Annotated in this window: 24 protein-coding genes and 1 tRNA gene; 18 read left to right on the forward strand and 7 right to left on the reverse strand. The window is 72.3% G+C overall.

The features are described 5' to 3' along the window. Positions 1 to 60: 60 nt before the first annotated feature. Together H6H00_RS10160 and H6H00_RS32225 are read left to right on the forward strand one after the other, a co-directional pair. Positions 61 to 1,476: an acyltransferase family protein gene (locus tag H6H00_RS10160; RefSeq protein ID WP_255425671.1), complete on the forward strand. Its 1,416-nt coding sequence runs from the start codon at positions 61 to 63 to the stop codon at positions 1,474 to 1,476. A gap of 12 nt (positions 1,477 to 1,488) precedes the next feature. Then, positions 1,489 to 2,064: an SGNH hydrolase domain-containing protein gene (locus H6H00_RS32225; protein WP_255425672.1), complete on the forward strand. Its 576-nt coding sequence runs from the start codon at positions 1,489 to 1,491 to the stop codon at positions 2,062 to 2,064. On the opposite strand, the gene otsB is transcribed toward H6H00_RS32225, so the two are convergent. The 4 genes from otsB to H6H00_RS10180 are packed head-to-tail and all read right to left on the reverse strand — an operon-like array spanning position 2,061 to position 6,905. Further along, positions 2,061 to 2,810: a trehalose-phosphatase gene (gene otsB / locus H6H00_RS10165; protein WP_185721042.1), complete on the reverse strand. Its 750-nt coding sequence runs from the start codon at positions 2,808 to 2,810 to the stop codon at positions 2,061 to 2,063. The genes H6H00_RS32225 and otsB overlap by 4 nt on opposite strands. Continuing rightward, complete coding sequence (locus H6H00_RS10170; RefSeq protein ID WP_185721043.1) at positions 2,807 to 4,198, reverse strand: alpha,alpha-trehalose-phosphate synthase (UDP-forming); 1,392 nt, start codon at positions 4,196 to 4,198, stop codon at positions 2,807 to 2,809. The genes otsB and H6H00_RS10170 overlap by 4 nt, the downstream gene beginning before the upstream one ends. A gap of 39 nt (positions 4,199 to 4,237) precedes the next feature. After that, a complete protein-coding gene (locus H6H00_RS10175; RefSeq protein WP_185721044.1) occupies positions 4,238 to 5,650 on the reverse strand; it encodes a threonine/serine exporter family protein in 1,413 nt (470 codons plus the stop codon). 58 nt (positions 5,651 to 5,708) lie between these two features. Further along, on the reverse strand, positions 5,709 to 6,905 hold the full coding sequence (locus H6H00_RS10180) for a multidrug effflux MFS transporter (RefSeq protein WP_185721045.1): 1,197 nt from the start codon (positions 6,903 to 6,905) through the stop codon (positions 5,709 to 5,711). 43 nt (positions 6,906 to 6,948) lie between these two features. Here H6H00_RS10180 and H6H00_RS10185 point away from each other — a divergent pair, with 43 nt between their 5' ends. From H6H00_RS10185 to cutA, 6 genes are all read left to right on the forward strand, one after another. Next, the gene (locus tag H6H00_RS10185; RefSeq protein WP_185721046.1) at positions 6,949 to 7,404 is read left to right on the forward strand and encodes a MarR family winged helix-turn-helix transcriptional regulator; all 456 of its coding nucleotides are present in this window, start codon (positions 6,949 to 6,951) and stop codon (positions 7,402 to 7,404) included. Between the two features lie 13 nt (positions 7,405 to 7,417). After that, positions 7,418 to 7,492 (forward strand) — tRNA-Thr (locus tag H6H00_RS10190). Between the two features lie 164 nt (positions 7,493 to 7,656). Continuing rightward, complete coding sequence (locus H6H00_RS10195; RefSeq protein ID WP_255425673.1) at positions 7,657 to 8,859, forward strand: site-specific integrase; 1,203 nt, start codon at positions 7,657 to 7,659, stop codon at positions 8,857 to 8,859. A 277-nt stretch (positions 8,860 to 9,136) separates the two neighbouring features. Further along, positions 9,137 to 9,928 (forward strand): TIGR04255 family protein, encoded by a 792-nt coding sequence (locus H6H00_RS10200; RefSeq protein ID WP_185721048.1) that lies wholly within the window; start codon positions 9,137 to 9,139, stop codon positions 9,926 to 9,928. Positions 9,929 to 10,271: 343 nt separating this feature from the next. Next, positions 10,272 to 10,760 (forward strand): hypothetical protein, encoded by a 489-nt coding sequence (locus H6H00_RS10205; RefSeq protein WP_185721049.1) that lies wholly within the window; start codon positions 10,272 to 10,274, stop codon positions 10,758 to 10,760. A 44-nt stretch (positions 10,761 to 10,804) separates the two neighbouring features. Beyond that, on the forward strand, positions 10,805 to 11,143 hold the full coding sequence (cutA, locus tag H6H00_RS10210) for a divalent-cation tolerance protein CutA (protein ID WP_185721050.1): 339 nt from the start codon (positions 10,805 to 10,807) through the stop codon (positions 11,141 to 11,143). Here cutA and H6H00_RS10215 read toward each other — a convergent pair. Then, on the reverse strand, positions 11,081 to 12,448 hold the full coding sequence (locus H6H00_RS10215) for a helix-turn-helix domain-containing protein (RefSeq protein WP_185721051.1): 1,368 nt from the start codon (positions 12,446 to 12,448) through the stop codon (positions 11,081 to 11,083). The two genes, cutA and H6H00_RS10215, sit on opposite strands and share 63 nt — an antisense overlap. A 197-nt stretch (positions 12,449 to 12,645) precedes the next feature. Then, positions 12,646 to 12,957 carry an XRE family transcriptional regulator gene (locus tag H6H00_RS10220; protein ID WP_185721052.1) on the reverse strand — a complete coding sequence of 104 codons (312 nt, stop codon included), beginning with the start codon at positions 12,955 to 12,957 and terminating at the stop codon, positions 12,646 to 12,648. Positions 12,958 to 13,148: 191 nt separating this feature from the next. On the opposite strand from H6H00_RS10220, the gene H6H00_RS10225 reads away from it, so the two are divergent. From H6H00_RS10225 to mobF, 10 genes are all read left to right on the forward strand, one after another. Next, positions 13,149 to 13,385 (forward strand): helix-turn-helix domain-containing protein, encoded by a 237-nt coding sequence (locus tag H6H00_RS10225; protein ID WP_185721053.1) that lies wholly within the window; start codon positions 13,149 to 13,151, stop codon positions 13,383 to 13,385. 3 nt (positions 13,386 to 13,388) lie between these two features. Continuing rightward, complete coding sequence (locus H6H00_RS10230; RefSeq protein ID WP_185721054.1) at positions 13,389 to 13,610, forward strand: hypothetical protein; 222 nt, start codon at positions 13,389 to 13,391, stop codon at positions 13,608 to 13,610. A gap of 35 nt (positions 13,611 to 13,645) precedes the next feature. Beyond that, on the forward strand, positions 13,646 to 14,179 hold the full coding sequence (locus H6H00_RS32975; protein ID WP_425566800.1) for a WhiB family transcriptional regulator: 534 nt from the start codon (positions 13,646 to 13,648) through the stop codon (positions 14,177 to 14,179). After that, positions 14,180 to 14,575, forward strand: a complete 396-nt coding sequence (locus tag H6H00_RS10240) for a hypothetical protein (protein ID WP_185721056.1) — start codon at positions 14,180 to 14,182, stop codon at positions 14,573 to 14,575. Beyond that, positions 14,572 to 14,952 carry a hypothetical protein gene (locus H6H00_RS10245; RefSeq protein ID WP_185721057.1) on the forward strand — a complete coding sequence of 127 codons (381 nt, stop codon included), beginning with the start codon at positions 14,572 to 14,574 and terminating at the stop codon, positions 14,950 to 14,952. Before H6H00_RS10240 ends, H6H00_RS10245 begins: the two co-directional genes overlap by 4 nt. Then, on the forward strand, positions 14,949 to 15,533 hold the full coding sequence (locus tag H6H00_RS10250) for a DUF2637 domain-containing protein (protein ID WP_185721058.1): 585 nt from the start codon (positions 14,949 to 14,951) through the stop codon (positions 15,531 to 15,533). The genes H6H00_RS10245 and H6H00_RS10250 overlap by 4 nt, the downstream gene beginning before the upstream one ends. Further along, a complete protein-coding gene (locus H6H00_RS10255; protein ID WP_185721059.1) occupies positions 15,530 to 17,464 on the forward strand; it encodes a type IV secretory system conjugative DNA transfer family protein in 1,935 nt (644 codons plus the stop codon). Before H6H00_RS10250 ends, H6H00_RS10255 begins: the two co-directional genes overlap by 4 nt. A gap of 124 nt (positions 17,465 to 17,588) precedes the next feature. Beyond that, the gene (locus H6H00_RS10260; RefSeq protein ID WP_185721060.1) at positions 17,589 to 18,245 is read left to right on the forward strand and encodes a hypothetical protein; all 657 of its coding nucleotides are present in this window, start codon (positions 17,589 to 17,591) and stop codon (positions 18,243 to 18,245) included. 660 nt (positions 18,246 to 18,905) lie between these two features. Beyond that, positions 18,906 to 19,355, forward strand: a complete 450-nt coding sequence (locus H6H00_RS10265) for a hypothetical protein (RefSeq protein ID WP_185721061.1) — start codon at positions 18,906 to 18,908, stop codon at positions 19,353 to 19,355. Next, positions 19,349 to 23,842 (forward strand): MobF family relaxase, encoded by a 4,494-nt coding sequence (gene mobF / locus H6H00_RS10270; protein ID WP_185721062.1) that lies wholly within the window; start codon positions 19,349 to 19,351, stop codon positions 23,840 to 23,842. Before H6H00_RS10265 ends, mobF begins: the two co-directional genes overlap by 7 nt. On the opposite strand, the gene H6H00_RS10275 is transcribed toward mobF, so the two are convergent. Next, positions 23,826 to 24,419, reverse strand: a complete 594-nt coding sequence (locus tag H6H00_RS10275; RefSeq protein ID WP_185721063.1) for a hypothetical protein — start codon at positions 24,417 to 24,419, stop codon at positions 23,826 to 23,828. The two genes, mobF and H6H00_RS10275, sit on opposite strands and share 17 nt — an antisense overlap. Positions 24,420 to 24,968 lie beyond the last annotated feature (549 nt).

Consider the following 24,968-nt stretch of genomic DNA (forward strand, 5'->3'; position numbering starts at 1 on the left):
ACCCCACCGCGGCGATCGCCTAGCGTCGACGGGTCGCGTCGGACGATCGAGGGAGCGTGCGTGGCCAGTCCCGCACCGGTCGGGCCCGCCCGGTCACCGGACGCGGCCCCGGTGCGCTCGCGGTTCCGGCCCGAGCTGCAGGGCCTGCGCGCCGTCGCCGTCGCGCTGGTCGTGGTCTACCACGTCTGGTTCGACCGGGTCTCCGGCGGCGTCGACGTCTTCTTCGTGATCTCGGGGTTCCTGCTCACCGGGCAGCTCGCGCGGGCGGCCGAGCGCGGCGCGCCCCTCGATCTCGTGCGGCGCTGGAGCCGCACGGTGGTGCGGCTGGTGCCGTCGGTCTGCGTGGTCCTCGTGGGCACCGTCGGGGCCGCGGCGCTGGTGCTGCCCGAGTCCCGGTGGGCGCAGACCGTGCGCGAGGTCGTGGCCGCGGCCCTGTACCTGGAGAACTGGCAGCTCGCCTCGGACGCAGTCGACTACGCCGCCCGCAACGACGTGGCCAGCGTCGTGCAGCAGTTCTGGTCGCTGTCGATCCAGGTGCAGTTCTTCGTGGTCTGGCCGCTGCTCGTCGCGGTCGTCGTCCTGGCCGGACCGCTCGCGGGGGTGCGGGCCCGGCTGCTCGCGGCCCTGTCCGCGGTGCTCGTCGTCTCGCTGACGTGCTCGGTGGTGATGACGGCGCAGGACCAGCCGCTCGCCTACTTCCACTCGGCGACGCGGATGTGGGAGTTCGCGCTCGGGGGGCTGCTCGCGCTCGTCGTCGACGCGCTGGTCCTGTCCCGGCGCGCGCGGCTCCTGGCCGGATGGGTCGGGCTGGTCGGGATGGTGGCCTGCGGGTTCGTCCTCGACGTCGGCTCGTCGTTCCCCGGATGGGCCGCCCTGTGGCCGACCGCCTGCGCCGTGCTCGTCCTCGGCGCCGGCACCTCGGGCGACGCCCGCGGCGTCGACCGGGTGCTGTCCGCGCGTCCGATGCAGCACCTCGGTGACCTCAGCTTCGCGCTGTACCTGTGGCACTGGCCGGTGCTGGTCCTCTACCTGGTGGTGCAGGGCCGGGAGGAGGTCGGCCTGCGGGGCGGGCTCGGGATCGTCGCGCTGTCGCTCGTGCTGGCCGTCGCGACCTACCACGGGGTGGAGCGGCCGCTGATCGCCCGCGCTCCGGGCACCGGGCAGGGCTTCCGGCTGGGCGCCGTCTGCACCGCCGTGGTCCTGCTCGTCGCGGCCGCGTGGCAGGTCGAGGCGATGCAGCGCGACCCGGGGACGGTCGGCGTGGGCGACGCGTCGCACCCGGGCGCGGTTGCGCTGGTGTCCGGTCCGGTGGACCCGGCCCCGCTGCTCCCCGCCCCCGTGGCGGTCTACGACGACTGGGCCGAGGTCGACTGGGACTGCGCGCCGATGAGCCGCTACCCCTCCGACGTGTGCGTCCAACCGTTCGAGGGGGAGCCGCGCGAGCGCGTCGTCGTGGTCGGCGACTCCCACGCGTAGCAGCTCCTGCCCGTGCTGGAGGCCGTGGCCGCCGACGAGGGCTGGCAGCTGGCCCACATCCTGCTGGGCGCGTGCCCGTTCTCCACCGCCTCCGAGGTCGACCCGTCCTGGACCGGGTGCGTGGAGTGGAACGACGCGGCCGCCGCGGAGATCCTCGACATGGGCGCCACCGGGGTGGTCACCCTGGCCAGCCGCGACGTGCGGGTCGGGCTCACCGAGCGGACCCCGCCGGGGTTCGTGGAGCAGTGGAGGCGGCTCGCCGACGCGGGCCTGCCGGTCCTCGCGGTGCGCGACAACCCGCGGTTCGACTCCTCCATGCCGGACTGCGCGATCCAGGGCGACCCGGCGCGGTGCGGCGCCCCGCGGGAGGAGCTCTACACCGCGTCCCCGCCGTGGGCCGCGCTCGACGACCTGCCCGACAACGTCCGGTTCCTCGACATCGCCGACAGCGTCTGCGAGCCGGAGTTCTGCCCGGCCGCGATCGGCAACGTGCTGGTCTACCTCGACGACAACCACCTCAGCGCGTCCTACGCCACCTCGATGGTGCCGCTGGTCGAGGACGAGGTGCGGGCCGCGCTGGGCGGCTAGCCCCGGTCGCGGGCGGCGAGCAGCAGCTCCAGCAGCCGGGCGACGTCGGGCGGGCCCGCCACGCGGTGCGCCGCCGCGGTGTCGCCGTCGCCGACCTTCACCCCGACGTCGCCCGCGCCCAACCGGGCGAACGCGGTCTCGTCGGTGACGTCGTCGCCCGCGAACAGCACCGCGTCGGCGCCCACGCGCTCGCGCAGCACGTCGACGGCCATGCCCTTGTTCACCTGCAGCACCGCGAGGTCGAGCACGTCCTTGCCCGGGGTGGCCTCGACGCCGGGGCGGGCGGCGGGACCGGTGCGCACGGCGTCGAGCACCCGGGGGCCGACCCCGGGCCCGGCGCCGCGCACGTGCACCGCGATCCCGGCCGGCTTGTGCTCCAGCTTCACCCCGGGCTCGCCGTCGACGAGCGCGGTGACCTCGGCGGTCAGGGCGTCGAGCAGGGCGCGCTGGTCGTCGTCGAGGACGGCGCCGCCGTCGTCGAACTCCCCGCCGTGGCTGCCGACCAGCCGGATCGGGGCGCCGAAGCCGGAGGTCGCGGCGAGGTCGGCGAGGCCGCGGCCCGAGACCAGCGCCACGACGGTGCCGGGAAGCGTGGCGAGCGAGCCGAGCGCGGCGGCCGACTCCGGCAGCGGCCGCGACTCCGACGGCACGTCGACGAGCGGGGCGAGCACGCCGTCGAAGTCGAGGGCGACGAGCAGCGTCGGGACCGCGGCGATCTCGCGCACCGCCTGGTCGAGGTCCGTCACGACGGCAGCCCCAGCGCGTCGAGGAAGGACCGGGCCCAGCGGTCGACGTCGTAGGCGAGGACCTGGCGGCGCAGTGACCGCATCCGCTTGCGCGACTCGTCGGCCGGCATCGTCAGGGCCCGGTGCAGCGCGTTCTTCACGCCGTCGGTGTCGTGCGGGTTGACCAGCACCGACTCCTTCAGCTCGATCGCGGCCCCGGCGAACTCCGAGAGCACCAGCACCCCGCCGAGGTCGCTGCGGCACGCCACGTACTCCTTCGCGACGAGGTTCATGCCGTCGCGCAGGGGCGTGACCAGCATGACGTCGGCGGCGACGAAGAACGCGGCGAGCTCGTCGCGGGGCAGGGACTGGTGCAGGTAGTGCAGCACCGGGTGCCCGACGCGCGCGAACGTGCCGTTGATCCGGCCCACCGACTGCTCGATGCCGGCCCGCATCGTCTGGTAGTGCTCGACGCGCTCGCGGCTGGGCGTGGCGAGCTGGATCATCACGGTGTCGCCCGCCCGGTCCTCCTGCAGCAGCTCCTCGAACGCGCGCAGCCGGACGTCGATGCCCTTGGTGTAGTCGAGGCGGTCGACCCCGAGGATGACGCGCTCGGGGTTGCCCAGGTCGTTGCGGATCTCCTTGGCGCGCTGCTGCACCTCGGGGGTGCGGGAGAGCTCGTCGAGCTGCGCCGAGTCGATCGAGATGGGGAACGCGCCGAGCTTGACGGTGCGCCCGTCGTAGCTGACCTCGTTGCGGGCGCCGGGCCTGGCGTCGGTGAAGCGGGTGGCCAGCCAGCGGAAGTTGCGGACGCCACCGGGGGTGTGGAAGCCGACGAGGTCGGCGCCGAGCAGCCCCTCGACGATCTCCTTGCGCCACGGCAGCTGCTGGTAGAGCTCCGTGGGCGGGAACGGGATGTGCAGGAAGAAGCCGATCCGCAGGTCGGGCCGCAGCGCGCGCAGCTCGGCGGGGAGCAGCTGCAGCTGGTAGTCCTGGATCCAGACGGTGGCGTTCGGGGCGGCGACCTCGGCGACGACCTCGGCGAACCGCTTGTTGACCCGGACGTAGGCCTGCCACCAGTGCCGGTGGAACGCCGGCGGCGCGACGACGTCGTGGTAGAGCGGCCACAGCGTGCCGTTGGAGAAGCCCTCGTAGTAGTCCTCGACGTCCCTGGCCGTGAGCATGACCGGGTGCAGCGCCAGGCCGTCCTCGACGAACGGCTCGGCCTCGGCGTCGGCGAGCCCCGGCCAGCCGACCCACGCGCCCTCCCGGCTGCGCAGCATCGGCTCCAGCGCCGTGACCAGGCCGCCGGGGCTGCGCTTCCACCGCTGCGTGCCGTCCGGGAGCTTCTCCAGGTCCACCGGCAGCCGGTTGGCCACCACCACGAACTCGGCGCTCTGTTCGGCCACGGACTCTCCTCGTCGTACGGGTCATCGACGGCGGTGAGCCTACGCGGGACCGGCCTCCGGTGCGGGCTCCGCGACGGCCGGTCCGGTCGGGCGCTGCGGGCGGGTCAGGAAATCGCCGAGCGCCACCCCGGCGGCGAGCGCGAGCCCGATGCCCAGCGCGAGCGTGATGGTCACCAGGCCGTCGGAGACGCCCTCGATCGCGAGCTGGTAGAAGCCCCGGTACGCGCTGAACCCGGGCAGCAGCGGGGTGATGCCGGCCAGGGTGATCACCAGCGGCGGGACGATCCGCCCGCGGCGGAACAGCCCCGCGGCGAGCCCGACGACGATCGCGGCGGCCCCGGTCGCCGCCACCGGCCCGATGCCCGCGAGCTGCACGAGCAGGCTGTAGGAGCCGAAGCCCGCGGCCCCGGCGATCGCGGCGGCCAGCAGCGAGCGCCACGGCGCGTACCCGGCGAGCGCGTAGCCGGCCGCGGCCACCCCGGCGGCCAGGGTCGAGAGCCAGAACCGCCCGACGCCCGTCGGCAGCTCACCGGCCACCTCCAGCGGCGGTGCGAACTCGAGCCCGACGCGCAGGCCCATCACGACCCCGACCAGCAGCCCGGCGGAGAGCAGGAGGATCTCCATCGCCCGGCCGGCGGACGTGACGTAGTTGCCGGTGATCGCGTCCTGCACGGTGCCGACGACCGACAGCCCGGAGAGCAGCACCGTGATCGTCGCGGCGATGACAAGCGAGGGCCGGGTGCCCGGCGGGAACGCGCCCAGCCCGAACAGCGTCACCGTGGCCCCCGTGGCCAGCGCCCCGCCGACGACCTGCTGGTAGAACGCGGGCAGCCCGCGCCGGTTGAGCAGGCGCCCGATCCGGTCGATCGCGGCGGTGACGGCGAACGCGTAGAGGCCGGTGACCCAGCCGCCGCCGAGCAGCACGGCGATCGACGCGGCCAGCGCCGCCCAGCCGACCGTGGCCACCCAGCGCGGGTACGGGTGCCGCGAGCGGACCGCCTCGGACAGCTCGGTGGCCGCCGTGCGCACGTCGACGGAGCCGGACTCGACGCGCGCGACGATCCCCCCGACCGCGAGCAGCCGGGTGAGGTCGAGCGAGCGGTACTGCACCAGCCGCATGGACGTCACCGGGGCCGCGGCCATCCCGCGGTGGCAGCACATCGTGATCGAGGTGAACGTGATGTCGACGTCGACGGCGGACAGGCCCGCCGCCGCCGCCAGCCGCAGCATGACGCCCGTCGTCTCGTCGACGCTCTCGCCGCTGGACAGCAGCACCTCGCCCACGCGCATGCAGAGGTCGAGCACCTCCTGCACCCGGGCGTCGTCGGGGACCTGGGGTCCGATCGGCCACAGCAGCTGCACGCTGGGCGGGCCGGGTTGCAGCAGGTCGTGGGCCTCCTTGCGGAGCTTGCTGCGGACGCGCCGGGTGAAGCGGGGGGTCTGGTCGGACATGCTCAGCCGCTCGTGACGGCAGGGGTCGTGCGGGGCATGGACGCCAGGGTAGGGGCCGTCAGACTGCGGCAGCGGCGGGCGTCGTCGGGGCGTCGGCGGGGTCGAGCCGCCGCGCCGTCACCAGGGCGATCACCGCCAGGCCCGACGCGCCGAGCATCACCGCCGCCATCGCGGACGCGCTCGACCCGACGAGCGGTGAGACCGCCGCGCCCAGCCCGAACTGACCCGCCCCGAGCAGGGCCGATGCGGTGCCGGCGACGTCGCGGGCGTGGCCGGTGGCCAGCGCCGTCGCGTTGCCCATGATCAGGCCCAGGCTCGACACGGCCAGGAACAGCAGGACCAGCACCGGCCAGACCGGGGCGCCGGCCGCGGTGACGGCCAGCAGCGCGGCCGCCGCGGTGACGAGGATCGCGACGCCGATCGTGGCCTTGCGCCGCGGGTCGACGTCCCAGCGCGCGCCGAGCACCGAGACGAGGACCAGCCCGGCCGCGTTGGACGCGAACGCCGCCGCGTACCCGACCGTCGACAGGCCCAGGACGTCCTGCAGCACGAACGACGAGCCGGAGATGTAGGCGAACATCGTGCTGAACGACAGGGCGAGCACGAGCGTCCAGGCGACGTAGGGCCCGCGGCGCAGGACCGAGGCGATGTCGGCGGCGGTGCGGCGCAGACCGCCGGTGCGGCGGCGCTCCACCGGCAGCGACTCGGGCACCGCCACCAGCACCCCGACCACCATCAGCACGGCGAGGCCGGCCAGCACGACGAAGATCCCGCGCCAGCCGATCGGGTCCACCAGGCCGCTCCCGACGAGCGGGGCGACGACCGGGGCGACGCCGTTGATGGCCATCATCAGCGTGAACAGCTGGGCGGTGCGGCGGCCGGAGGTCCGGTCGACGATCACGGCGCGGGCCAGCACGATCCCGGCCGCCCCGGCGAAGCCCTGGACGAACCGCGCGCCCACCAGCACCCCGACGGTCGGCGCGAACGCCGCCCCGAGCCCGGCCAGCGCGCACACCGAGGCGCCGATCAGCAGCAGCGGCCGCCGCCCGCGCGCGTCGGACAGCGGGCCGATGACGAGCTGGCCGAGCGCCAGCCCCACCAGGAACGCGGTGAGCGTGAGCTGCACGCCCGACGCGGTCGTCCCGAGGTCGTCGACGACGCGGGGCAGCGCGGGCAGGTACATGTCCGTGGCCAGCGGCGCGATCGACGTCAGCAGGGCGAGGACGGTGATCCAGACCTTCTCGGCACGCGACATGGTTATGACTTTAGATATAACTTGCTCACGTAGTCTGCGGGATGTGACCGACTCGGAGCTCCGGACCATCGCCGCGGCCGTCCACGTGCTCTCCCGGTCCCTGCACCGCCGCGGCGTCGCCCAGGTGGGGCTCGACGTCCTGCCGCCGTCGGAGTCGAAGGTGCTGCAGCAGATCGGCGCCCGCCCCGGCTCGTCGGTCTCCGAGATCGCCCGCGCCCTGCGCCTGCAGACCAGCAACGTCAGCACCTCCGTGCGCGCCCTCGTCGCCCGCGGCCTGGTCGACCGCACCCCCGACCCCGACGACCAGCGCCGCACCCTACTGCGGCCCAGCCCCGCCGCGCTCCGGCACCGGGAGATGCTGGAGGAGGCCTGGGCGGCGATCCTCGCCGACCTCCTCGCCGACCTCGACCCCGCCGACGCCGCCCACCTCCGCGCCGCCGCCCCCGCACTGGACCGCCTGTCCCGGGCCATCACCGCCGACCCGGCCCGGACGCTCTAGGCTCGACCCACCGGCCGGTGTAGCTCAGTGGTAGAGCACTCGCCTTGTAAGCGAAAGGTCGTCGGTTCGATCCCGACCTCCGGCTCCAGGTCCGACCAGCGGTTTCTCTGCTGAGAAGATCGTCTTTGCGACACTCGTGCCACGGGATGTGCCGCGAACCGCGGGACAATTGACGTCATGGCAGGGCGTCCAGCGGCAGGTAGAGCCCGCGCGAGGGGCAACATCGGCACTCTCCGTAGCGGTGCGTTGAGGGTGCGGGTGTACGCCGGCGTCGACCCGGTGACGGGCAAGCGGCACGACCTGGTGGCCATCATCCCGCCCGGCCCCGACGCCAAGCGCGAAGCGAAGCGCACCCTCGATCGGTTCCTGCACGAGATCGCGGAGAAGCGGAACCCGCGCACGTCCGCGACGGTCGACCAGCTCCTCACCCGCTACCTCGACCAGTTCGACGGCGCCCCCAACACGCTGACGATCTATCGCAGCTACCTGCGCAACCACGTGTCTCCGTTCATCGGGCACGTGAAGGTCGGGGCGCTCGACGCGGAGATCTTGGACGCGCTGTACGCCGAGCTCCGCCGGTGCCGGCTGCACTGCAACGGCAAGCGCGGTCCGCAGCACTGGAGCCGTCACGAGCACGCGTGCGACCGCCGCTGCACCCGCCCGCACGTCTGCCGCCCCCTTGGTGCGTCGGTCGTCCGGCACGTCCACTTCCTGCTCTCCGGCGCGTTCGAGCGCGCCGTGCGGTGGCGGTGGGTCGGGATCAACCCGGTCACGATGGCGTCGCCACCGCCCGCGCCACGGCCGAACCCGCAGCCGCCGTCACCGCGGGAGGCGGCGCGGATCGTCGAGGAGTCGTGGAAGGACCCGGACTGGGGCGCGCTGGTCTGGACGGCGATGACGACGGGTGCCCGCCGCGGCGAGCTGTGCGCGATCCGCCTGCTGTCGGTGGACCTGGACGAGGGGCGCGAGACGCTGTGGCTTCGCCGGGCGATCCGAAAGGAGCACGGTGTGCTCGTCGAGGCAGAGCTGAAGACACACCAGCAGCGCCGGGTCGCGCTCGACGTGGAGACGGCGGAGATCCTGCGCGAGCACATCTCGCGGGCTCGTGCTCGCGCCGCTTCCCTCGGGCTCGTTCTGCCGGCCAGCGCTTTCCTGTTCTCCGGCTCGCCCGACAGCTCGACCTTCCCGATCCCGGACAGCGTGACCCAGCGGTACGACCGCCTGGCCGTGCGCCTCGACATCGCGACGACGTTCCACCGCCTCCGCCACTACTCGGCCACTGAGCTCATAGCCGCAGGTGTTGACCCGCGGACGGTCGCAGGTCGGCTCGGACACGGTGGCGGCGGAACTACAACGCTCAAGACCTACTCGGCGTGGGTCTCTGAGGCCGATCAGCGGGCAGCGGAACGTCTAAGCGCTCGAATGCCGCGTCGTCCGCCACCCCAGCTCTCGTGAGCTGATCGAGCCCGGGATGGAGGCCGTGCTGGTGCAGCTGCCCACCTCGGTGGGCTAGCAGCAATAGCTGTCGGAGAAGACCGAGCTGCGCACAGCGTCACGATTCGTGGTGCGCTTCGTTAGCTGCGCACTAGACTGAAGCTAAGTCTATGACAGGGGCCACATGGTCGCTACGCAAAGTGACTTGAGGGGGTCAAAAAGCACTCTGTGTGACGAGTGCCTACGATCACGAGGTGGGACGCTACTTGCTGCTGCTCTGGACAGGGGATGAGGCGGGATGAACAACGTTCGTCGGTTTCTCCCAGAGGTTGAGATGGAGCTACCGTCAACCAACCTCCATTACGACCGGGCGTGCATTGTTGAAGCCGTTATCGAGTTTCGCTGCTCACTCGCAGAGAATGTGACGTTAGATGACCTTGCTGCCGTGATGGCAGATCAGGACGACTATACGCAGTCGCAGAAGCTTTTTAACGCAGAGAGTACTATAGACGTATCTGGTAGCGACTTTCGTGGGGAGACTACCGGATCTGTCGTCGGATACTGCTATGTCCGCGATGATGAGGCGAGGAAAGTCTTCGTCAAGTTGGACGGATTCGCCTTCTCGTGGGTCGGAAACTACGAGAACTGGACGAACTTTCAGGAAGAGGTGGGGACGCATTGGGCTAGGTTCTTGAGTCAGATCGTTCCAAAGTCTGTTGACCGAGTCGGTGTTCGGTACATCAACAGGATCGATGTTGCTGGTCGACATATCGAGATCAGTGACTACCTTCGTACTAATGTCAACCTATCACCGTATCTGCCGCAAATGATTGCAGGCTACTATCTGCAGGTTCAGGTTCCGGTGCAGAAGTACGATGGTATCGCGACCATCACATCAACCATTGCTCCACCTGGAAAAGAAGACGAGCTTTCGCTCGTTCTCGACATCGATTGCTGGCGAGCGACCAGGATAGTGGAGGACTTTCAAGAAGATGGCGATCTTTGGACCGCCCTAGCTGATCTGCGTTTAATGAAGAATTATGTCTTCGAGGCATGCATTACCGACGCGACAAGGGGGCTGATTAGCTGATGCCAGTAGCAGTTAGTGGTTTTGATTTCGGGGTGCGCGACGACGGGGTAAGGTTCACGGCGTCGGCCTCTCACTTCCTTGACGATGCACAACGGGCTCTAGGTCAGCAGCTAAGCGGCGGTAGTCGTGGTGCGCGACACCTTGTTACGAGGCCCGTTGTGCCATCGTCTATGACGAGGGCGTTAGACTTCTACGACGGCCCTGAGGCGCCATTAGCGCCTATGAATCTCGTTCCTTTGGTTGAGGCCGACGATGAATGGTGAAGCTGCCCTAGGATGTTGACGGAAGTAGGCCAATGCGCCCTCACCTGCCGTGGCTATGTCAAGGTGACATATTCCGAGACGTGCCAGTCGTTGACGTAGCGCTGCAAGGAAGGGGGACAGTTCGGCCCCGCGTCAGCAACGGGCCGGCGATCCTGCTGACGCATGGCTGTGTCCTAGATAAGAGAACCAACAGCGGCAAATCTCGCGTCGAGCGGCTGCAGTTTGCACCCTTGAAGGCAATGACCTTACTGAACGCGGACAAGGCCAGAAACTTGGTTTTGAAGGCCCGTGAACTCGCCCCGTCGGAGGTCATGTACCTTGGAGAGATCGGTGAGTTCGGCGCCGCCTTCTTCTCCTTTACGGATCCCTACTGGCTGCCCGCGCAATACTTCGAGCTGACGTTCCAGCTATTCCCAGAGCATCTCGAAGCCGATGAAACCGGTGAATTCGTATGCCCAACGATCAATGATACACGAATGGGGCGTATTGAGTCTGACGAGCTGATCCTGCTAAGCGCGAAGCTGGTTGCGTTCTGGACTAGACAAAAGGCTGGTCCGCCCGCTACCTGAGAAGTTGAGTGCCATGTAGTCAGCACCCGCCGTACAGTATCGTCGTGACTAAGGTTCTCACTGTCTCGACCGCCGCCCCAACGCGCGAGGCGGGACTTCGACTCGCAGAATCCGCAACTTCAGCTGGTCTCGCCGCGGGCGGGCAAGTATCTGGTCCCGTCGCATCGGTGTTCTGGCACGGCGGCGAGTTCGGGCAGGGTAAAGAGTGGGTGGTCTCGTTCAAGACCACCGAGGAACGCTACGACGAGCTGGAGGCGCACCTCATCGAGCACCATGAGTGGCGGAACCCCGAGGTGACGGCAGTCCCGATCGCCCGGGCGTCAGCGGCGTACGTCGAGTGGGTTGAGCGCGTGACGGCCAAGAAGGTCGCGAACGACGGGTAGGTCGCCGTGCTCGGCGAGGCGGCTTGCGACCTTTACCAGCCGCCCGCGCGGTCGGACGGAAGAGACGTTGCCCATGACCGTGAGGCTCGACTCGACCGCGGCCGCGGCCTGCTCGATCTCGCCGGCATCGATGTACGACTCGGCGAGCCAGGACGAGTAGAGCGCCTTGTCTCGTGAGTGCGAGTCGCTGTAGTGCGCGAGCGCGGACTCCAGCACCGGGACCGCCCGGAGCGGGCGGCGGAGTTCGCTCCAGCAGCGGCCGGTCATGATCGCGAGTTCGGTCTCGTCGATCCAGGCCGCGTAGTCCGGCGTCCGGCCGTCGGCGAGCGCGAGGGCATCCTCCGCCCGGCCGAGGCAGCGGGCCGTGGCGTCCGCGTCGCCGTCGAGGGCGAACGTCCAGGCGGCGCGGGACAGGAGCAGTGCGCGGACTCCGGGGTCGACGCCCGGCTGGTCTGCGGCGTGCACCGACTTCTCCGAGATTGTTCGGGCGGGCCGTCCGAGGCCGATCAGCTGGTAGGCGTGGAAGGCCAGGGCGTTGCCAGCGAGTCCTGCGTCGCCCGCCTCCGCCGCCGCTGCGTGGCTTCGCCGGTAGTGGTCACTCGCGTCGCCGTGCCAGCCCGCGTCGAACGCCGCCCAGCCGGCCTGCTGCGACTGCTCGGCGTGCAGCGCAAGGAGGCTGCGGTGCACCGACTCCCGGCCGACACCCTCGCGGAGCAGGTGGCCGGTCAGCTCCGCTTCCGCTGCGTAGAGCCGGTAGGTGTCGCCGCCGCCGAGCGTCGCGTCGAGCTTGCGGAGGCTGACGAGGCGCTGCCGCAGCTCGTCGACGACTTCCTGCGTGGCACTGCCCGCGCCGGTCCCGCCGCCGACGACCGCAGCGAGCAGGCCGGAGATCGCGAGCGTGGAGCCCGTGCGGAGGAAGTCGCGTCGCTGCACCGAGGGGTCACCGTCTCCCAGGTCGAAGTCGTCAGCGGTCGTCACCGACGCTAGGGACGGTTCGGGGGCATCGACAGGGCAAGTCCCCGGCATTCGGGGCGTGGTTATCGCGGGGCCGGACTCGCCGGGCGGCGGCGCGCCGAGCTGCTCGAGCAGTCGCCGGTAGACGGCCTGGGGTCGCTTGACGCGGCCGTTCTCCCACCGGTTGATGAGGCGCGCGTCCAGCGACGTGCCGCGTTCCTCCTTGCGCTCCCATGCGACGCGGACGACCTGGGCGGCGAGTTCCTCCTGCGACCAGTTCATCGTCTCGCTGCGCCACCGGCGTAGGCGGTGGCCCCACGGTTCGTCGAACGCGTCCTGCACGCCGGTCATGGTCGGTCCCTCCGCCGCCTACCGCTCGAATGCCGGGGTTCTGCCGTGCGGTGCCGGGCGTTTGACCTGCGTTGTCCCGCCCAGGGTCGCGATCGTCATCGGCATGAACCCCAGTGCACCACAGCCTCCCGACACTCCGAGGGCGATTCAGGAACTCCGCGCGGAGGTCGTGGCGGCGCTGGAACGCGTCGAGCAGCTCAGGAGGGCTCGTCGCCGGTACCTAGCCGACGTTCGATGGCGTCGAGCCGTCGGTAGATCGCAGTCAGGTCCGCCTTGACCGCGTCGAGCTCGGCGAGGACCGGATCGTCCTGGTCGACGTCCGCGGTGGGTTGTCCCTCCAGGATCCGGGCGATCTGATCGCCCGGCCAGCCGAGGGCCTCGGACACGGCGGCCAGCGTGCGCGGGTTGCGCCGCCGCGGCTGGAGGTTCTGCTGCAGCTCCCGGACGGTCATGAGCGCCACGCCGGCCCGGGCGGCGAGGTCCGCCTGCGTCATGTCGATCTCGGCCATGCGTGCCCGGATCGCAGCGGCGACGCCGTCCCAGTCCTTCGTCACGCGTGCCTCCGTACCTGCTGATTTCAGTACCGAGGCTAGCGCCCCATCCACAGGTCGAAGGCAACTGCAGGTCATCCGGCCAACGTGAGTGCTAATATTAGTACTACGGTTAGTCCTCAGGTGGTTCCCGAGTCAGGAGAGAAGCAATGAGGAAGTTCCAGCCCCAGGTGGTCACGGCAGCGCCGAAGTTCTACAGCGTCGCCCAGGTCGCCGCCATGTTCGGCATGTCGCCGATGACCCTCTACCGCGCCATCGCCGCGGGGGAGTTCCCCGCCGTCCGCATCCGCGGCCGGCTGATCGTCCCGGCGAAGGCCGTAGACGCGATGGCCGACACCGCCACGGCCGAGCAGACCGTCGTCGACGCCGCCGGATGGGTGGTGTGAGTCGTGGGGACGATCGGAGTGCTCATCTTCTTCGCCGTCGTCGGCGCGGTCATCTGCGCCAAAGCGCGCAGCGCGGGCGGGGCGATCCTCTTCGCACTCATCGCGCTCGGTCTCTTCATCTCCACCCCGGCCGGGGCCGGGCTGCCCGGGATGCTGACCGACTTCATGTCGTCGGTCTCCCAGGCGTCGGAGCCACTCACCGGTGGGCCGGAGGCAGTGGGATGACCGCCGCGTCGACACGGGCGACCCTCCGCGAACCGGTGGCCGGGCACCAGCACCCGGACGACTTCCGGCACCGGGCGGCGTGTCGCTCGGTCGATCCGGAGGTGTTCTTCCCGACGGCCGTGCAGGGCCGGGAGGTCGATCGGCAGGTACGGATCGCCAAGGCGGTGTGCAACGGCTGCCCGGTGCGTACCGAGTGCCTCGACTGGGCGCTCACCCGCCTCCCGGACGGGATCGCCGGCGGGATGACGGAGCACGAGCGCCGCCAGGAGCGGACCCGTCGGCGCGGCGCCCGACGCCGCCGCCCCGCAGCGGAACGACCCGCTGGTGGGACGCGCGCCGAGGTCACCCGGGCCGGCCGGGCCGCGCTCGCCGCGGGGATGGACGTGCACGAGGTGGCCGGGACGTTCCTGGTCAGCCTGCGCACCGCCCAGCGGTGGGCCCGCACCGCAACGTCCGGAACGCGCGGCCGACGCAGGACGGAGGGGAGCGCCGGCGGCCACCGGGCTCCCCTCCAGATCTCCCACACAGCAACCCAGGCAGGGACACGAGCGGAAGGGAACCGAGCGTAGATGAACACCCCCGACGAGCACGACGACCGACCGAAGGCGGTCCAGTTGGGCGAAGCCGGCGCCGAGGCGTGGGTGACGGCCGTCCGTCACCAGCTCGACGCGTCGGCGGACCACAGCGACTTCTACGCGCTGGGCGGGGACATGGTCGCCACCCTGCGCGCCCTGCACGATCTGGCCCGTCTGCTGGACCGGCAGGTGCAGCGCTACGGCGAGCAGCGCGGGGTCTACGACGACTCCGGCGAGGTCGACCCGCACCAGCGGCTCACCGCGGCCGCGGTCGAGATGGAGGCCGTCGCCGACGGCCTGGGCGCGGTGATCTGGTCGGCGGACCGCTACTGGAACGCGATCAGCCACATCGGTGTCGAGGATGCCGCGTCGGCGGAGGTGCCCCGATGACCCCGCCGGACCGGGTGCGCGTGATCGGCGGCAGCGGGGCCGTGGTCGACGGGTTGCACCGGTGGATCGACGGTCATGACCCGCACGTGCAGGCCGCGGTGTGGTTGCTGCTCGCGCACGAGGTGTGGCCGCGCCGCGCGGACTTCCTGCGGGCGTGCGTGAACCGCAGCCCGGATGGCGGGTGGTGGATCGACTTCCGTGCCGCCCGCACGGCGTTCGACAACGGCGCGTTCGACACCGGGTCGTCGACGGAGCTGGCGGTCCTGGACCTGGCGATCACGTTGGGGACGGACCGGTTCCGGTTCCGGGCGATGGGCCCGGCCAACGCCCGCGCGGTCGCCACGGCGGTCGCACACGCGGTGGGAGCGGACCGGTGACCGCCCGAGTGGTGCTCTACGGCCTGCTCACGATCGTCGCCGGAGCAGCCGCAGTGCTCTCCTTCGCGGCCCTGCGGGACCTGGCCCTGGTGTGCGGGTTCTCCCCGCAGCTGGCCTGGCTCCTCCCGGTCGTGGTCGACGCGGGCGCCGCTGCGGGCTCGCTGGTGTGGCTGGGCGGACGGACTGCGCGTTCCGCCCGCATCTTCGCCCGCTCGCTCGCGCTCGCCCTGCTGACGCTGTCGGTGGCCGCGAACGCGCTCGGACACGGCCTGGCCGCGTTCGCGCTCGCCCCGGCCTGGTGGGTCGTCGTCATCGTCTCCGCCGTCGCTCCGGCCGTCCTCGGGGCCGTCGTACATCTCGCCGTGCTCGTCGGCCGCGTCGACGAGGACGGCGCCCCGGAGTCGGAGGACCCCACACAGCCGACCGAACGGGTCGGGGAACTGATCGCCGCCGGGGCGGGCCGCCGACGGCTGGCCCGCGAGCTGGGCATCAGCGAGTACGAGGCCCGGCAACTACTCGACCGCACCCGCACCGAGCCCCACGACCTCGCGGTCAACGGCTCAGGAAGGACGCCGTCATGAACACCTCCCTGCTCACGCTGTTCGTGGTCCTGGTCGCGATCGCCGCGATCTCCCATCGCCGGGGCGCCCGCGCGGTGGCCCTCGGATCCGCCGTGCTCGCGGCCCTGCCCGGGTGGGCCCTGATCCGCACCTCCCATCCGCTGCTGCTCGCCGCGCTCCTGGTGGCCGTCGCGGGTTGGCTCTGGATGCGGCACGGCCGCACGATGGCCACGGTCACCCGTTGGGGCAGCAGCGCCCGCCGCAAGGCCGGCGTCGCGTCGACCGGTGACATCGTCCGCTCGGGATCGGCGCTGGCCATGCGCCGCCGCACCCCCCACGTCCGGCCGTCGCTGCGCGCGAGCTCGCGGCGGGCGCGGCTCGTGCAGCTGGTCCGGCTCCCCGCGGTTTCGGTGGCCGTCGAGCTGTGCCGGGTCGCGGGACTCAGGGTGTGGGCCTCGATCGAGGACGTCGTCCTCGCGTTCGGCGGCCCGCGTGTCGGCAAGTCGCAGTGGCTGGCCGGACGGATCATCGACGCCCCCGGCGCCGTGCTCGTCACCAGCACCCGCATGGACCTGCTGAACCAGACCGCCGCCCTGCGGGCCCGCGTCGGGCCGGTGTCCGTGTTCAACCCCGTCGGGCTCGGCGGGCTCCCGTCGTCGATCACGTTCGACCCGCTCACCGACTGCGATGACCCCGCGGCCGCCAACGAGCGCGCCGCCGACATGATCGCCGCCGTCAACCGCGGAGGCGGGCCGGACCGCGAGTTCTGGGACGAGCAGGGCCGCCGCAACCTCGCCGCACTCATGCACGCCGCCGCACTCGGCGGGCACACGATGGCCGACGTCGGCACGTGGCTGTCCGCGCTGGACGACCACCAGCAGCGCATCCTGCTGCTCCTGCGCAACCGCAGCCCGGAGCCGGCGTTCGAGGCCGCCGTCCGGCAGTTCATCGGGACGAACGAGCGCACCCGCACGTCGATCACGTCCACCATCGCCCCCGCGATCGGCTGGCTCACCCACGCCCCGGCCAGGGAGGCCGCGCGGCCGATCGCCGAGGGCGGGCGGCCGTTCGTCGTCACCGCGCTCCTCGCCGCGAAGGCGACGGTCTACATGCTCGGCGGCGACGAGGCGCAGGTCGCCCCGCTGGTCTGCGCGCTCACCGGCTACATCGCCCGGCAGGCCCGCCGCCTCGCCGACCGGCAGCCCGGCGGCCGGCTCGACCCGCCGCTGTCGCTGCGCCTCGACGAGGCCGCGCTGATCTGCCCCATCCCGCTCGACAAGTGGAGTGCGGACATGGGCGGGCGGGGCATCTCGATCGTGGCCTGCTTCCAGAGCCGGGCGCAGTTGGTGGACTGCTACGGGGTCGCCAAGGCCGCCGTCACCCTCAACAACTCGGGAGCACGGGCACTGTTCGGAGGCACTGCCGACCGCGACGACCTCAACTACTGGTCGACGCTGGCGGGGGAGCGGGACGAACCGACGACCACCACCGACATGCACGGGCGGGTCGCGTCCCGCACCACCCGACGGGTCCCGGTTCTCGGGCCCGCGCAGTTGGCGAACCTCCCGGCCGGGCGGGTCGTGGTGTTCCGCCGGGACATGCCGCCCGTCGTCGGACGGGCCGAGCAGGCATGGCGTCGAGCCGACGTCCACGCCGTCCACCATCCCGACGCCCTCACCGTCCGCGCCCGGGCCTGGCGGCGCCGACAGGTCGCCCGCACCGCCACAGCCGTCGCCCGCAACACCCGGCCCGCCCGGACGTGGGTCGTCGCCCGTCGCCGGGCGGCGACCGGTTGGTGCTCCACGCGCTGGACGGCGCTGCGGGTACGCGTCACCGGGCACGGCGGTCCGGTCCGCTACCAGGGCCCGCCCGTCGTCCCCGGGCAGGTGATCCCGTTCCCGCCGCCGGAGGTCCGCCGCCAGAACGACGACCCGTGGGGGGACGCGCGATGACCCGCCACCACCGCCCGCGCTTCGGGCGGGCGCAGCGACGGCGCGGCGCGGGGTGGCGGCTCCCGCCCGCCGTGGTCCCGGCCCGGCGTTGCGCACCACCCGGCGGACGGAGGGGAGGGTCACGATGACCGCGCCCGATCCCACGGTCGCCGCGCTGGGCCGATCCCTCGCGCGCGCATTGCGCCGGATCGACACGATGGACACCAACCTGCTGCAGCTCGCGTCCGACGTCGCCGCACTGCGCACAGCGCTCGCCCCACCGCCGGCCCCGGCCGCGGACCCCGACTTGCCCACCGGCCCGCCACCGGTCCGGTCCTGGCTGCTCGCCACCGACGTCGAGCAGGCCGTCCGGGACGTGGCCGACCTGGTGGACTGGGTGGGCCACGTGTACGTCCGCTACACCCGGGCGCAGCTGTCCTCCTGCTGGCTGTGGCACCCCGAGGTCCTCGAGGAGCTGTGGTGGCTGCGGCGGGCGCACGCCGACGCCTACAGCCCCGAGGGCGGCTCGTGGATGCGTGTCGGGGACTGGCACGACCGTCAACGCCCCGGGGTCGAGCGTCGCGTGAACGGGCTTCTCGGCAAGTGCTCGCTGTCGCGTCACGCGGACCGCAACGGGCGCCGTGCCGACGTCGTTGAGCCGGTCCCGCCGCCGCTCGCCGGGCACCAGGCCGCCGTTGCCGCCTGCTGGGTGGCCACCCGCACGGCCGGGCCTGCGCCCACGGAGCAGGTGCTCGCCGAGGCCGAGCGGGCCGAGTACACGCAGCACCGGGGGAGCCGATGACCGGATGCAGCGTGCCCGGGTGCGGGCGCCCCCATCACGCGCGCGGCTGGTGCCGGCCGCACTGGCGCCGCGCCCGTCGCGGCACTCTCCGGCCCGAGGACCCGATCCGCGACGCCTCGGTGGCACCGAGCTACTTCACCGTCCGTCGCAGGCTCACGGCCAGACGCGGCCCGGCCGCAGGCCGGGCCTGCGCGGAATGCCCCCGCCCGGCCCAACTGTGGTCCTACGACGGCACCGATCCCGACGAGCGGACCGACCCGCCACGCGGCTACCGCTACAGCCTCGACCTCCTCCGCTACCGCCCACGGTGCCGCTCCTGCCACCGCCGCTCGGCTGCCCGACCGATCGATGCCGAACGCGTCGCCCGGCTCTACCGAGGTGGAGCGAGCTCCGCCGGAATCGCCGCACTGCTCGACAGCAGCCCGAACACCGTCCTCCGAATCCTCCGAGCCAACGACGTCCCGATCCGATCCAGAACACGCAGAAGCCGATGACTACGCACCACTCCGAGACCACCAGTCAGCAGGACGACGACCGAGAGAAGACCCGTACCAACGCGAGCAAGAGCAAGACCCACACCCACGCATCACGATCCCGTGGTGCCGTCGCGGGCCCTGGCGGGCCCGCTCGGAGAGGCGCATCGGCGCCCAGGAGGACACCGTGACCCGGACCAGAAGGCACCCGCACTCCGAAGCCGGCTACCCGGCCGAGCGCAGCGGCGCGACGTTCCTGGCCGTCGCACAGCGCAACCTCTGCCTCGCCCGCGGGTACAGCCCGGCAGCCCTCGCAGCGGAGGATCCGTGGTGCCCCGATCCGGTGGCCGAGCTCGCGGCCTGGATCGGGCGGATGGAGGAGGCCGAGCGGTTCCAGCGCGTGGCCGCGCGGCGCTGCGTCGAGGACGCCCGCCGCCACGACGCCGGACCGGACCCCCGCTGGCTTTCGATCGACCCTACGGACGCCGCCGAGTTCGCCGACTCGGTCATGCGGGCCCGCGGGGCGATCGCCGCGATGCTCGGCCCGGACCCCGCCGCCGCGCTGGCGGCCCGGTACGACGTGCTCGTGCGCTGGCGCGCCGACGACGAGGCCGGCGGCTGGAGGCCATCGTGCTGAGCATCCACCGCGGGCACTCCGTCCGGTACCTCACCGACGAGGTCGCCACGGCGCGCGAGGGCTACTACACCGGCGCCGTCGCGGCCGGGGAGCCGCCCGGGCAGTGGTGGGGCCGGGGTGCACAGACCCTCGGCCTGACCGGGGAGGTCGACGCCGATCTGATGGAGGCCGTCTACACGCGCCTGCTCGACCCCCGCGACGCCGCCGCGCACAACCGGGAGACGTGGGACGAGGCCGCCCCGCTCGCCGCCGGGCACCGGAAGTACCGAAGTGCGGAGCAGATCTACGCCGCGCTGCTCGACGCCCGACCGGACGCCGGCCCCGAGGAGCGCACAGCCCTGCGGGCCCAGGCCGGACGCTCGGCACGCCAGGCCGTGTCGTTCATCGACGTCACGTTCTCCGCGCCGAAGTCGGTGACCGTCACCGGCCTGGCGTTCGAGCGTGCCGCCAACGACGCCCGCCTGCGCGGCGACGACGCCGCCGCGCAGGCGTGGGATACCCACTCCCGGGCCGTCGAGGACGCGATGATGGCCGGTGTCCGCGCCGGGCTGGCCTACCTGCAGGAGCACGCCGGCTACTCCCGCGTCGGCCACCACGGTGGCGGTGCCGGGCGCTGGATCGACGCCCACGAGTTCGTCGTCGCCCAGTTCTTCCAGCACGACTCCCGCGAGCGGGATCCGCAGTGGCACATCCACAACGCGATCCTCAACCGCGTCCTGTGCGCCGATGGCGTCTGGCGCGGCGTCGACGGGCGCGCGATCGACGAGCACAAGGCGGCCGCCGGCGCGATCGCCGAGCGGGTCATGGAGGCGCACCTCGCGCAGTCGCTCGGAGTGCGGACCGAGACCAGGCCCGACGGGAAGGCGCGCGAGGTCGTCGGCGTCGACCGCGACCTGATGGACCTGTACTCGTCGCGGCGCGCGCAGATCGGCCCGAAGGCGGCCGAGCTAATCCGCCAGTTCACCGCCGCGCAGGGCCGCGAGCCGTCGCCCTACGAGAAGGTCGTGATCCACGAGCAGGCGACGCTCGTGACCCGCAAAGCCAAGTCGCACGACGGCGAGACGCGGGAGGAGCAGTTCGCCCGGTGGGAGGAGATGGCCCGCGGGCGGGTGACCGGTGGGCTCACCGCTCTCGCCGAGCAGTTGGTCGCCCGCGCCCAGGACCCGGGCGAGGACGCCGAGTTCTCCCCGCGGGACGTCATCGAGCGGGCGGTCGCCGACATCAGCGCGACCCGCGCCCACTACTCGCGTTCGGACATGGTCCAGGCCGTCTCGAACGCGCTGCCCGGGCACCTGGGCGTCGCGCCCGAGGACGTCGAACCGCTGCTGATGGGACTGACCGATGCTGCACTCGATCTCGCCCAGCGCCTCACACCGGTCGAGGACGCCGACGCGCTGCCCGAGGAGCTGCGGCTCGCGAACGGCGAGTCGGTGTACGCCCGGCACGGGTCGGTCCGCTACTCCACGCCCGGCCAGCTCGCGGCGGAGCGGTTGCTGATCGCGGCCGCGGTGCAGCGCGGGGCCCACCGGTTCACCGGGGACCGGGTCGACGAGGTGTGCGGGCGGTTCGCCGAGTCCGGCACGCGCCTGGGCCCGGACCAGGAGGCCGCGCTGCGCGGCGTGCTGACCTCCGGTGCGCAGGTCGAGGTCCTGACCGCTGCGGCGGGCACCGGCAAGTCGTTCGTCGTCGGAGCGATCGCCGGCGCCTGGACCGACCCGGAGGGCGATCCCGATGACGAGCCGCCCCGACGCGTGTTCGGGCTCGCGCCGTACCAGAACGCGGCCGAGGTACTCGCCGGTGAAGGCCTGGCGACCAAGAACGTGCGGGCGTGGCTCTCGACGCAGAACCGCATCGACCGCGTCCGCCCCGGCCAGAACGCCACCGGCCCGACCGGCGACGACGAGGCGTGGCGGCTCCGGCGCGGCGACCTGGTGGTCGTCGACGAGGCTGGGACCGCCGAGACCGGCGATCTCGTCGCGGTCCACGCTCGCTGCCAGGCGGCCGGGGCGAAGCTCCTGCTCGTCGGCGACCCACGCCAGCTGACGGCGATCGGTCCTGGCGGTGCACTCGCCGACATCGGCGAGCACGGCATCACCTACCAGCTCTCCGAGGTCCGGCGGTTCGACAACGCCTGGGAGGGCCCGGCGTCGCTGCGGCTGCGCGACGGCGACCCCGACGTGCTCGCCGAGTACGCCAAGCGCGGCCGGCTCGTCGACGGCGGCACGGCCGAGCAGGCCGAGGCGGCCGCGTCGCGGGCGTGGCTGGCCGACACGCTCGACGGACGTGAGTCGCTGCTGATGGTCGGTACGAACGCGACCGCCGCGCGGGTCGCGGCCGGGCTGCGCTCCGAGTTGGTCCGGCTGGGCCGGGTCGAGGAGGACGGCGTCCCGCTCGGCGAAGGGGCGGCGCTCGCCGACTGGCGCGGCACGGTCGCCGGGGTCGGCGACCTCGTGCAGGCCCGCGCGCTCGCCTGGCACCTACGCGGGTTCGAGGGCAACACGGCCGCCCCGATCACCCGTAAGACGTATCGGGTGCTCGCCACCCGCCCCGACGGTGGGCTGACCGTCGCACCCGTCGATCGCGCCGCCGAGGACGGTGAGCGCAATGCCTGGGGCGAGATCCTCGGCACGCCGATGCAGCTGCCCGGCACCTACGTTCGCGACCACGTCAGCCTGGGCTACGCCAGCACGAAGGACGCCGCGCAGGGCCGCAACGTCGACACCAGCCACTCCGTGATCGGCCCCGGCACCGACGCCGCCGGGCTCTACGTCCCGGCGACCCGCGGCCGCGAGCGGAACACGATCTACGCCGTCACCCGCCACCTCGCGCCCGACGCCGAGACCGGCGAGACGTTCGACGTCGCCGAGCGCACCCCGGAGGCCGTGCTCGCCGACGGTCTCGCGAACCTGCGCGAGGACCGCTCCGCGCAGGCCGAGCAGGCCCATGCGGAGACCGATGCCCGCTCGGTGATGACCCAGGTCGACCGGATGGCTGACCTCATCCGCGAGGTCAACGCCGGCCGCACCGCCTCGACACTCGACCGGCTCGCAGCCGGCGGGCACCTCACGCCGCACGAGCGCGGCCTCCTGGCCGCCGATGACGCCCTCGGCTCGCTGGAGCGGTTGCTCCGCACCGCCGAGCTCGCCGGGCACGACGCCGACCAGGTGCTGACCGACGCGATCGAGGCCCGCAGCCTGATGGGCGCCGACTCCCCGGCTCAGGTCATCCACCACCGCATCACCCACGCCCTGAACGGCCGGCTCACCCCGCACCTCAGCGGGGGCGCGGCCGACCTCATCCCGCACCACCTCCGGGACGCCGCCGACGCGCTACCTGTCGACGAGAAGCGCGCCACCCGGCTGCACCAGCTCGCCGACGCTGCTGACACCCGCCGCCACGAACTCGGCGCGGTCACGGCGGAGCAGGCGCCCGCCTGGGCGATCGACGCCCTCGGGCCCGTCCCGGACCCGGAGCAGGTCGTCGCCCGCCAGGACTGGGAGCAGCGTGCCGGCTGGGCCGCGGCCTACCGGGAACTCGTCGACCACACCGACGAGCACGACCCGCTCGGCAATGCTCCCGGCAAGGGCCGCGTCGAGCACGCGGTGATGTTCCGGGCCGCGCACGAGGCCCTGGCCCTCGTCGACGCCGGAGCGGAGGAGGCGAACCTGTCCGACGGCGCGCTGCGTTCCCGGGTACGGGCCTACGAGCGCGAGCTGACCTGGGCGCCGCGGTGGGTCGACGACGAGCTCGCCGCCGCCCACCGGGCCCACAGCCGCGCCACGACCGACGCGACGGTGTGGACCGCCCGCGCCGACGCACCCGACACCGACCCCACCGACGCGGCCCGGCTCCGCGCCGACGCCGAAGAAGCTCGGGCTGAAGCCGCCCGACTCGCCGAGCAGATCACGCAGCTCGAGGTCGCGGACGAGGCCCGGGCCCGGTGGTTCACCCACACCGCGGTCACCCGAGACCTCGCCGAGCGGTCCGGCGTCGAGCTGAAGGCCCGCGGCGTCGACCCCGACCATCCGGCGGACCGGACGACGGGCCCGGAATGGCTCGCTCTGCACCGCGCGGAGCAGGCGGACCGGGAGCGCGAACAACCCGTCACCGAGTCCGACGTCGACGAGCGGGGGGACGACGAGCAGCTCAGCCCGACGAGGCCTCCCGAACGCGATCGCGTCGAGACCGAGTTCCCGGATGTGCGGGATGTCAGCACAATGGATCCGACGGAGACCGCCGACCCGGCTCAGCGGCGCCGGGTCAGGCCCGTGGACGAGACGACGGTCGCCGTCCATCGTGCGCAGCTGTCGCTGGCGGAGATCGCGCAGCGCGAGGCGGCCGACGCCGCACGGGAGGAGTCCGACGCGGCTGCACGAGACGCCGCCGAGTCCGCTCGACGCGCCGAACTCACCGACTGGTCCGCCGAAGCGGGCCACGACGCCGACGGACTCGTGGACGACTTCCCCGTGCTTAGTCGCGACGAGTGAGGTCCCGCTGTTCCGCCGCCGTGCTCGCAGCCAGGTCCGCCGCCCACGTGACAACGAACCCGGCCCCTTCCAGCTCCGCCCGCGTCTCGGCGATGTCCTGGCGGCGCAGTTCGCGCCACAGCGCCAACAACTCGGCCACGGGCGCGGGCAGCTGCGCGCCCGGATGGCGCACCACCGGCCCCCACTCCGGCCGGACGGGCTCGCCGCGGAGCTGGAAGGGGTGCCAGCGGACGACGTGCTCGACCAGGTCCGCATCCAGAAGGACGAGTCCGAGCGGGAACGGCCCGCCCGGGAGGTCGAGGGCCGCGCACAGATCGGAGTACTCCCAGACGACGACCACCCGGGTCGCGAGAACGACCGACGGGAGAAGCCCGAGCGCGGTCACCGCAGCCGCGGCGTCCGCACCACGTCGGAACGGTCGGGAGGCCACGCTGCCGACGTAGGGCTGCCGCAGATGCTTGTGCAGCAGGTGCACCGCCGGCGGCGGCACCGCTCCATCTCTACGCAGGTCGGCGTCGGCCAGGTCGACGCTGCCCGACTCCACGGCGTCGACCAGCGCGTCCAGCGCGGGGTCCATCACCCCAGTGTGGACCGAACCCCCGACATCTTGCGGCGAATGAACAGGTCAGCAGCGGCACGGCGTAACGAAACACCCGGGATGTCGATCACCTATCGGCACGTGACTGCTCCCCGAAAGGCCCGAATGTCCCGCACGACGCGTTCTGCTGCTCTTGTCCTGATGACGACCGTCGTGGTGGGTGCCCTGACCGGGTGCGTCCCGGAGGCGGAGGCGGAGACCCCGAAGCCACAGCCACCGCCAGATCTCGTGTCCGGTGCCCCGTCCGACGGCGGCTTCTATATGTACTGCACGCCGATCAACAGAACCCCGGGCTTCTACTGCACACCGGTGGACGGCAGCGCGCCTCCAAACACGACACCCCCGCTCGCGCCGCCGACAGTTGACCCGCCAGCTCCGGAGCCGACAACTGCGCCTTCGACCACCACGACGCGGCCGCCTCTGTTCGAAGGATCGCCGGATCCGACCACGCCAGCAGGTGAGCCGACCACGCCGCCGACCTCTGATGCGCCGGCCGAAGTGCCTTCTGATTCCGATGAGAGTGCCCCC

Source organism: Pseudonocardia petroleophila (assembly GCF_014235185.1).
GTDB lineage: Bacteria > Actinomycetota > Actinomycetes > Mycobacteriales > Pseudonocardiaceae > Pseudonocardia > Pseudonocardia petroleophila.

Coding starts and splice junctions, on each gene's coding strand:
- H6H00_RS10220 (WP_185721052.1), bottom strand. CDS start 12,957: ATGGCCGAGATCGACATGACGCAGGCGGACCTCGCCGCCCGGGCCGGC.
- H6H00_RS10180 (WP_185721045.1), bottom strand. CDS start 6,905: ATGTCGCGTGCCGAGAAGGTCTGGATCACCGTCCTCGCCCTGCTGACG.
- H6H00_RS10225 (WP_185721053.1), top strand. CDS start 13,149: ATGAGGAAGTTCCAGCCCCAGGTGGTCACGGCAGCGCCGAAGTTCTAC.
- H6H00_RS10175 (WP_185721044.1), bottom strand. CDS start 5,650: ATGTCCGACCAGACCCCCCGCTTCACCCGGCGCGTCCGCAGCAAGCTC.
- H6H00_RS10245 (WP_185721057.1), top strand. CDS start 14,572: ATGACCCCGCCGGACCGGGTGCGCGTGATCGGCGGCAGCGGGGCCGTG.
- H6H00_RS10255 (WP_185721059.1), top strand. CDS start 15,530: ATGAACACCTCCCTGCTCACGCTGTTCGTGGTCCTGGTCGCGATCGCC.
- H6H00_RS10260 (WP_185721060.1), top strand. CDS start 17,589: ATGACCGCGCCCGATCCCACGGTCGCCGCGCTGGGCCGATCCCTCGCG.
- H6H00_RS10200 (WP_185721048.1), top strand. CDS start 9,137: ATGAACAACGTTCGTCGGTTTCTCCCAGAGGTTGAGATGGAGCTACCG.
- H6H00_RS10275 (WP_185721063.1), bottom strand. CDS start 24,419: ATGGACCCCGCGCTGGACGCGCTGGTCGACGCCGTGGAGTCGGGCAGC.
- H6H00_RS10240 (WP_185721056.1), top strand. CDS start 14,180: ATGAACACCCCCGACGAGCACGACGACCGACCGAAGGCGGTCCAGTTG.
- H6H00_RS10215 (WP_185721051.1), bottom strand. CDS start 12,448: ATGACCGGCGTGCAGGACGCGTTCGACGAACCGTGGGGCCACCGCCTA.